This window comes from Streptomyces hirsutus (assembly GCF_001418415.1).
Classification (GTDB): Bacteria; Actinomycetota; Actinomycetes; order Streptomycetales; family Streptomycetaceae; genus Streptomyces; species Streptomyces hirsutus.
Map to the genome: position 1 here is coordinate 1 of NZ_LIQT01000480.1, position 7,276 is coordinate 7,276.

Annotated in this window: 8 protein-coding genes; 5 read left to right on the plus strand and 3 right to left on the minus strand. The window is 73.8% G+C overall.

Annotated elements, in window-relative coordinates; genetic code table 11:
• The coding region (locus AOK11_RS31500) for an alkaline phosphatase family protein (RefSeq protein ID WP_055597102.1) at positions 1-1,159 on the plus strand (1,159 nt) is incomplete at its 5' end.
• Positions 1,160-1,235: 76 nt separating this feature from the next.
• On the plus strand, positions 1,236-1,886 hold the full coding sequence (locus tag AOK11_RS31505; protein WP_055597103.1) for a thymidine kinase: 651 nt from the start codon (positions 1,236-1,238) through the stop codon (positions 1,884-1,886).
• Positions 1,887-2,131: 245 nt separating this feature from the next.
• On the opposite strand, the gene AOK11_RS31510 is transcribed toward AOK11_RS31505, so the two are convergent.
• From AOK11_RS31510 to crcB, 3 genes are read right to left on the minus strand one after another with little or no spacing between them, the layout of a single operon-like run.
• Positions 2,132-4,096 carry an FUSC family protein gene (locus tag AOK11_RS31510; RefSeq protein WP_055597104.1) on the minus strand — a complete coding sequence of 655 codons (1,965 nt, stop codon included), beginning with the start codon at positions 4,094-4,096 and terminating at the stop codon, positions 2,132-2,134.
• A complete protein-coding gene (locus AOK11_RS31515; RefSeq protein WP_055597105.1) occupies positions 4,090-4,464 on the minus strand; it encodes a fluoride efflux transporter FluC in 375 nt (124 codons plus the stop codon). Before AOK11_RS31515 ends, AOK11_RS31510 begins: the two co-directional genes overlap by 7 nt.
• Positions 4,464-4,955, minus strand: a complete 492-nt coding sequence (gene crcB / locus AOK11_RS31520; protein ID WP_107098732.1) for a fluoride efflux transporter CrcB — start codon at positions 4,953-4,955, stop codon at positions 4,464-4,466. Before crcB ends, AOK11_RS31515 begins: the two co-directional genes overlap by 1 nt.
• A 124-nt stretch (positions 4,956-5,079) precedes the next feature.
• Between crcB and AOK11_RS31525 the strand changes: the two genes are divergently transcribed.
• The 3 genes from AOK11_RS31525 to AOK11_RS31535 all read left to right on the plus strand — a co-directional run.
• Positions 5,080-6,072, plus strand: coding sequence for an urea transporter (locus tag AOK11_RS31525; RefSeq protein ID WP_055597107.1), 993 nt, complete (start codon positions 5,080-5,082; stop codon positions 6,070-6,072).
• A gap of 58 nt (positions 6,073-6,130) precedes the next feature.
• Positions 6,131-6,436, plus strand: a complete 306-nt coding sequence (locus AOK11_RS31530) for an urease subunit gamma (RefSeq protein ID WP_055597108.1) — start codon at positions 6,131-6,133, stop codon at positions 6,434-6,436.
• A 3-nt stretch (positions 6,437-6,439) separates the two neighbouring features.
• A partial coding sequence (locus AOK11_RS31535) for a sirohydrochlorin chelatase (protein ID WP_055597109.1) occupies positions 6,440-7,276 on the plus strand: 837 nt, incomplete at its 3' end.

Here is a 7,276-nt window from a genome sequence, read left to right on the forward strand (position 1 = left end):
GCCCCTGGCCCCGGACTCCGCCCCCCTGCCCGAGTACGGCACCGGCTCGCTGGCCGACCTGCTGCCCACCCTCGCCGCCGGCATGGGCGTCCCCGGCACCACCAGCACGATCGCGGAGCTCACCCCCGCCGACCGGAACTGCGTGTTCCTGATCGACGGCCTCGGCTGGGAGCAGCTGAAGGCGCACCCGGAGGAAGCCCCGTTCATGGCGTCCCTGATGGCCGCCTCGCGCGGTGGCACCGGACGGCCGATCACCACGGGCTACCCGGCCACCACCGCCACCTCCCTGGCCTCCGTCGGCACCGGACTGCCGCCCGGCGCGCACGGCCTGCCCGGCTACACCGTGCGCAACCCGGACACCGGCGAACTGATGAACCAGCTGCGCTGGCAGCCCTGGACCCGTCCCGACACCTGGCAGCCCCACCCCACCGTCTTCCAACTGGCCCACCGGGCCGGGGTGCACGCCGCCCAGGTGTCCTCACCCGCCTTCGCGAACACCCCGCTGACCAAGGTCGCGCTCAGCGGCGGCGCCTTCCACGGGCGGCTGTCCGGCGAGGAGCGCATGGACTTCGCGGCCGCACAGCTGGCCGCCGCCGACCGCTCCCTCGTCTACACGTACTACGCCGAGGTCGACGGCGCGGGCCACCGCTTCGGCGTCGACTCCGACACCTGGCGCGGCCAGCTCATGTACGTCGACCGCCTGGTCCAGCGGCTGGCCGAGCAACTCCCGCCGCGCAGCGCGCTCTACGTCACCGCCGACCACGGGATGATCGACGTGCCCTTCGACGACGACCACCGCATCGACTTCGACCACGACTGGGAGCTGAGCGCCGGAGTCGCCCTGCTCGGCGGCGAGGGCCGCGCCCGCCACGTCTACGCCGTACCCGGTGCCGGGGCGGACGTCCTGACCTGCTGGCGCGAGGTGCTCGGCGAGCAGTTCTGGGTGGCCTCGCGGGACGAGGCGATCGACGCGGGCTGGTTCGGCCCCCGGATCGAGGACCGCGTGTACCACCGGATCGGCGACGTGGTCGCCGCCGCCCGCGACGACGTGCTGGTCATCGCCTCCGAGCGGGAGCCCAAGGAGTCGGCGATGGTCGGCAACCACGGCTCGCTGACCCCTGCCGAACAACTGGTCCCCCTCCTCGAAGTACGCTCCTGAGGTTCGCCCCCGCGCCGTGCGCTCCCGGCCGCCGCCCCGTGCCAGTCCGTCCCCGCCGAAAGGTGCCCAACCTCCCATGCCCGAGCTGGTGTTCTTCTCCGGAACGATGGACTGCGGGAAGTCGACGCTGGCCCTCCAGATCGAGCACAACCGTTCGGCGCGCGGCCTGGTGGGCATGATCTTCACCCGCAACGACCGGGCCGGCGAGGGCAAGCTGTCCTCCCGCCTCGGCCTGGTCACGGACGCGGTGGAGGTCGGGGAGCGCGCGGACCTGTACGCGCACCTCGTCGACCATCTCTCGCAGGGCCGGCGCGCGGACTACGTGATCGCGGACGAGGCGCAGTTCCTGGCGCCGGAGCAGATCGACCAGCTCGCCCGCGTGGTGGACGACCTGGACCTCGACGTCTACGCCTTCGGCATCACGACCGACTTCCGCTCCAAGCTGTTCCCCGGTTCCCAGCGGCTGGTGGAGCTGGCCGACCGGGTCGAGGTGCTCCAGGTCGAGGCCCTGTGCTGGTGCGGTGCCCGCGCCACGCACAACGCGCGCACGGTCGGCGGGGTCATGGTCGTCGAGGGCGCCCAGGTGGTCGTCGGCGACGTCACCGACTCCGCGGACGAGGTCGGCTACGAGGTCCTGTGCCGCCGTCACCACCGCCGCCGTATGACGGCGTCGACCGCCCGTGCGGCCGCCCTGTCGCCGGACGTGCTCCCGGTGTCGTCCGCCTGACCGGTGGAGCGGCCCTGACCGGTGGAGCGGCGATGAAGCAGCCGGCCCCCGTGCGCTGCACGGCGACCGAGCACCCGGGCATCCCGATCAGCACCTCCCGGGACTGGAGACCGCCACTGGCCCGGCCGGCCTGACGGCCCGGCCGCGGGCCGCGTGCGCGGGCCGGTCCGCGCACGGCCCCGAACGAGGCCGGGGGACACGCACGGTGAGGTGCGGCACGGCCGTCCCCGGACGCGTGGCCCGGTTCAGTCCGCGCCGTCCCGCTCCCCCGGGGACGGGGGAGCGGCACGCTCCAGAGCGGATCGAAGCGCTGCCAGCCTCCTGTGCGCCTCCGGGTCGTGGGCCGGCTCCGGCGTCCGCAGCGGGTGGGGGAGCGCCGACCGGAGACCGGGGGAGCCGGGCAGGTCCCTGCGCGCCGCGCCGGCCAGGACGTGCAGGAAGGCCCCGACCCGCGCGCCGTCGTCGGGGGCCGGCGTCGTGGGACCGCCGAGGACGTTCCAGGAGAGCAGGCGGCGCACCGACAGCAGGACCGGCCACAGCCGGTCGGCGGTGCCGGTCGAACGGATCTCCTCGGTGGGCACCGAGGCGTGCATGGTCCACAGGTCCGCCGTCCTCTGCCATGCGGTCCCTTCGGACCCGGCATCGGCGCTCCCCGTCCGCAGGCGTTCCGCCACGGCCGGCCCCGTCGCCGCCACGGCCCCCGAGACGGCGGCGCACACGCGGCGCACCGGCACACCGCGCACCAGCAGGGCCGCGCACACGCCCAGGCACAGGCCGAGAGTGAGGTCGAGCAGCCGGTAGGCCGCGAGCGGTCCCAGGCCCGGCCCTCCGATGAACGCGGCGTTGACGAGCATGAGGGCGACAGGGGTGTTCAACAGGGTGCGTGCGAGAAGGGAGGTGGCGGGCAGGGCGCGCGAGACCGCGTGCACGACCGTGGCCAGGACCACGGTCGTCCATACGCCGGGCTGGTAGACCTGGGCGACCAGCGCCGTGATCGCCACCCCGGCCACCGTCCCGACGAACCGTGAGCCGATGCGCTGCGAGGGCTGTTGGCCGGGCCCGCCCTGCAGCGCGGCGGCCGCGCCCACCGCCACCCACGCGGGGTGGAGGAGGGGAAGTGCCCAGCCCAGGACGGTGCCCACCGCGACGGAGAGCCCCACCCGCAGGGCGATCGTCGGAGCGGGTGAGGCGGAGGACAGCACGAGGTGCAGTTCGCCTCCCACACTCTTGCGCGGCGGCAGGGGCACGGGCCAGAGCACCCGCGCGCCCTCCAGGGACGCCGGTGACGCGGGCGCCCGGTCGCCGGTCACGAGCGGGGGCCACGCGGGCCGGGTTCCCGGCGCGACGGGCCAGGACTCGGGCGTCCGGCCCGTGCCCACCGCCGCCGCCGCGTCCCGCAGCCAGGAACCCCATGCGGCCGGCACCTGCTCACCGCGCCGCTCCGTCGCGCTCTGCACCGCGTCGAGCATGACTTCCAGCCGGACCATGAGGGTGTAGAGCACCAGCCGCCGGGGAGCGGGCGCCGCGCGACGGCGCCGGGTGTCGTCGAGCGCCGACCACGCCCCGTGCACCGCCGTGTAGGCGCTCCGCCGGGCGGCGGTGAGGTCCGTCGGCGGGTGCGCCTCCGCGGCCCGGCGGGTCGCGTCCACGAACGTCCCGGAGGATCGGAAGGCGGCCGAGACCGCGTGTTCCTCGGGCTCGTACGGCCGCACGAGCCGGCCCGACATGGCGGACAGCCAGGACACCGACACCCCGATGGCGACGCAGCCGGCCCGGGCCGCCGTCTCCGCGAGGCCGACCGGGGGCAGGAAGGCCGCCAGGGCGGTGACCAGGACGACGAAGTAGCTGCCCGGTCCGCTCAGACGGAGCGTCCGGACGACGAGGGTGGCCGCGACCGAGACGACGCTGAGCACCGCCGTCATCGCCCACACGTCTCCCGCGGCCAGTGAGCCCGCCGTGAACGCCAGGACGAAGCCCACGCAGAGCAGGGCGAGCACCGGACCCCGTCGCGGGTAGGGGTCCCGGGTGCCGTAGGCGTCGACGTAGCAGCCGATCGCGGCGAAGACCCCGTAGGGAATGCCGGCGACCGCCGTGACGACGCCGAAGCAGAGCCCGAAGGCCAGCGCCGACCGGACGGCACGCCCCCGGTCGAGCGCGGGCAGCGCGGCACGCCACCCGTGTGCCGTGCGGGTGACCGCCGTGATCACCACAAGGCCCGGGCGACGGCCGCGCCCGCGAAGGACAGACCGAGGCCGAGGGCGACCGTCGCGAGAAGGTACCCGGCGGCCCCGGCGACCCGGCGGGCGTCGGCCATGCTCAGAAGTTCGTTGGAGAACGTGGACCAGGTGGACAGGGCACCGCAGAACCCCACCGAGAGCAGCGCCTGCCCGGTGCTGTCGAGCGCGCCTCCGGTGCCGGCCTCGACCAGGAAGCCCAGGAGCAGGGACGCCGCCGTGTTGGCGAGGAACGTGCCCCAGTGGAAGGCGGACGGCAGGTGCTTGCGCGCCGCCTCGCCGATCAGGTAGCGGGCCGGGGCGCCGACCGCGCCGCCGGCGAGGACCAGGAGCCATTCACCCATCAGGCGTCCCTCCGCGGGCCGGACGCCGTGCGACGCGGCCGCCGCAGGACGGCGCGCGTCAGGGCCACGCCGAGCGTCACCCCGGCCAGCGCCCCGGCCACGGTCAGGACGAGGTAGCCGACGGCGGCACCCGCCTGGTCGTTCTCGAACAGCCTGCGGGTGTCGTCGGTGTAGGACGAGAACGTGGTGAAACCGCCGAGGACGCCCGTGCCCAGGAAGGGGTTCAGCAGCCGGGGGGCATGGGTGAACCGCTCCTTGAGCGCGACGGTCAGTACTCCCATGAGGAAGCATCCGACGACATTGACCAGGAGGGTCGTCCAGGGGAAGGCGGCCTCACCCGTTCGCCAGAGGGCGTGGGCGTCGCTCCCGTTGGGCCATACGCGGGAGGCGCCGTAGCGCAGAAGGGCACCCACCGCTCCCCCCACCGCCACGACGGCGACCACGGGGGCGCGTGGGCCACCCGCGTGATCCGGGTGAGGGTGGAGATGCATGCCTCCAATAAGGTACATATCGTCACTTTATGTGTCAGGTAGTCACTCGTTCCCGAACGGACTGCGGACACCTCCGCTTCCCCTCGTTCGGCGCACCTGCGGCCTCTTCGCGAAGGAGACACGCGTGGCTTCCCCGCCCTTCACCTCGCATTCCGAGCCGCTGTCGGCATCCCTGAGCGGGACGGCGCTCGGCGCGCTGCGCGGCGTGGGCCAAGTGGACTTCCAGGCGAGTGTGTGGACCTCGCTGGTCATCCTCGCCGCCCTGTGGGTGGAGAGCTGGGAGATGGGACTCTTCGCCGTCATCGGGGCGGTGGTCTCGACGCTCACCGCTCGCCTCCTCGCCGTCGAGCACGACACGGTGACCCAGGGCCTGATGACCTACTGCGGCGTGCTCGGGGCCATCGCCATGGTGGTGTACCTCGGCCACCACCCCTCGACCTACGTCCTGGCGGTCAGCGCCGCCATCGCGTGCACCCTGATCACCGCCACCCTCAACCACCTGCTCGTCCCCTTCGGCCTCAGGGCGTTCACCGGACCGTTCTGCCTCGTCGCCCTTGTGATGGTCCTGGGCGCCCCCTCGTTCGAGCGCGTCTGGCACGGGACACCGGAGACGGCCGTCACCCCGGCCACCCCCAAGAGCCCCGACGTCAGCTGGACCGACCTGTGGCAGGGGTTCTTCTCGAACGTCTCCCAGATCTTCTTCGCCGGGACCTGGTACGTCGGCCTGATCATGCTGGTCGGCCTCTTCCTGGCCGGCTGGAAGGTGGGCCTGTTCGCCGTCGTGGGAAGCGTCGTCGGTCTGCTCACCGCGTGGGCCCTCGGCGCGCCGGCCGCCCTGATCGGCGAGGGGATCTACGGCTACAACGCCGTCCTGACGAGCCTGGCGTTCGGCGTGGTCCTGCTGCGCCCCACCGCGTGGAACCACGGCTACACGGTGGTGGCGGCCGCCGCCACCACCGCCCTGACGGCCTCCCTGTCGGTGCTCTTCGAGACCTTCGGCAGCCACACCTTCACCTGGCCGTTCAACATCACCACCTGGGCGCTGCTGGCGGCCGTGCCCCTCCTGCCCCGCATCACCCTCCTTGCCGATGCCGATGCCGATGCCGATGACTCGTGAGGCCCGTACGTCCCCCTGTGCCGGGCCCGCACCCCCTACCCCGAGGAAGGCGCTCCCCATGAACCTGGCCCCCCGAGAAATCGACAAACTGCTCGTGTACGTCGTGGCCGACCTGGCCCGCAAACGCCGTGATCGAGGACTGAAGCTCAACTACAGCGAAGCGGTGGCGCTCATCACCGAGGCCATTCTCGAGGCGGCCCGGGACGGCAAGAGCGTCGCCGACTGCATGGAGCTGGGCCGGACCGTGGTCAACGAGGACGCCACCATGCCGGGCGTGCGGGAGATGCTGCGGCTGCTCCAGGTGGAGGCGACCTTCGACGACGGCAACAAGCTCGTCTCCTGCCACGACCCGGTCGGCGGCTGACCCGTGTCCCCGGGCAAGGTGGTCGCGGTCGGCGGGCACGAGAGCGACGGCGGACGGGCCGTACGCGGCCTGCTGGGACCCGAGGTGTCCTGTGTGGCCGGCGGACGCGAACTGTTCCGGTGCGTCAGCGCGTCGCGCGCCCGGGGCGAGCCCGTCTGCGTGGTGCCGATGACCCTGGGCAGGGACCCGGAGCTGGTCGCCGACGCCGCTCGCACCCTGCTGGCCCTCTCCGCCGAGGACCGCGCCGGGACCGTGCTGGCCGAACCCTTCGGCACCGCGGGGCACCTGATCGGCTGGCTCCGCGCGGCGGCCTCACGGGTGGCCGCGGACAAGGCGCTGCTGGTCACCGCCCCGTCGGGCGGCCCGTTCGTCGACGCGGACCTCTTCCGGATCGCGCGTCTGGTACGGCAGTACGGCCGGCACCGCACGGTCGAGGTCGCTCTGATCGGAGGCGACCCGGACCCGGCCGAAGGCGTACGGCGCTGCCGCGCCCTCGGTGAGCGGTGCGTCGTCCTGCTCTCGGCCGCGTGGGTGACGCCGCGGACCCCCGATCCCGAACACTGCGTGCCGGCCGGGCCGTTGCTTTCGGCCCCCGCCGTGGCGGGCGTCCTGGACGCGCGGGTGCGCGAGGCGTGGGGGCGGTACGACCGGCTCGGCGACGACGGCCTGTCCCGAGGGCTCTCGGCGGCCCACGACCACGGTCACGCCCACAGCCACGGACCGGACGACCACGCGCACGAGCCTCCGCACACCGACGCACCGGACGTCCTCCGCGGCACGCACACCCACACCCGCGGGACACACCACGATCCCCACCCGCACCCCCACGCGCCGGACGGC

What these genes read in the sequence shown, in the direction of transcription:
- AOK11_RS31505 (WP_055597103.1), top strand. Translation starts at nt 1,236, where the DNA reads ATGCCCGAGCTGGTGTTCTTCTCCGGAACGATGGACTGCGGGAAGTCG.
- crcB (WP_107098732.1), bottom strand. Translation starts at nt 4,955, where the DNA reads ATGCATCTCCACCCTCACCCGGATCACGCGGGTGGCCCACGCGCCCCC.
- AOK11_RS31515 (WP_055597105.1), bottom strand. Translation starts at nt 4,464, where the DNA reads ATGGGTGAATGGCTCCTGGTCCTCGCCGGCGGCGCGGTCGGCGCCCCG.
- AOK11_RS31530 (WP_055597108.1), top strand. Translation starts at nt 6,131, where the DNA reads ATGAACCTGGCCCCCCGAGAAATCGACAAACTGCTCGTGTACGTCGTG.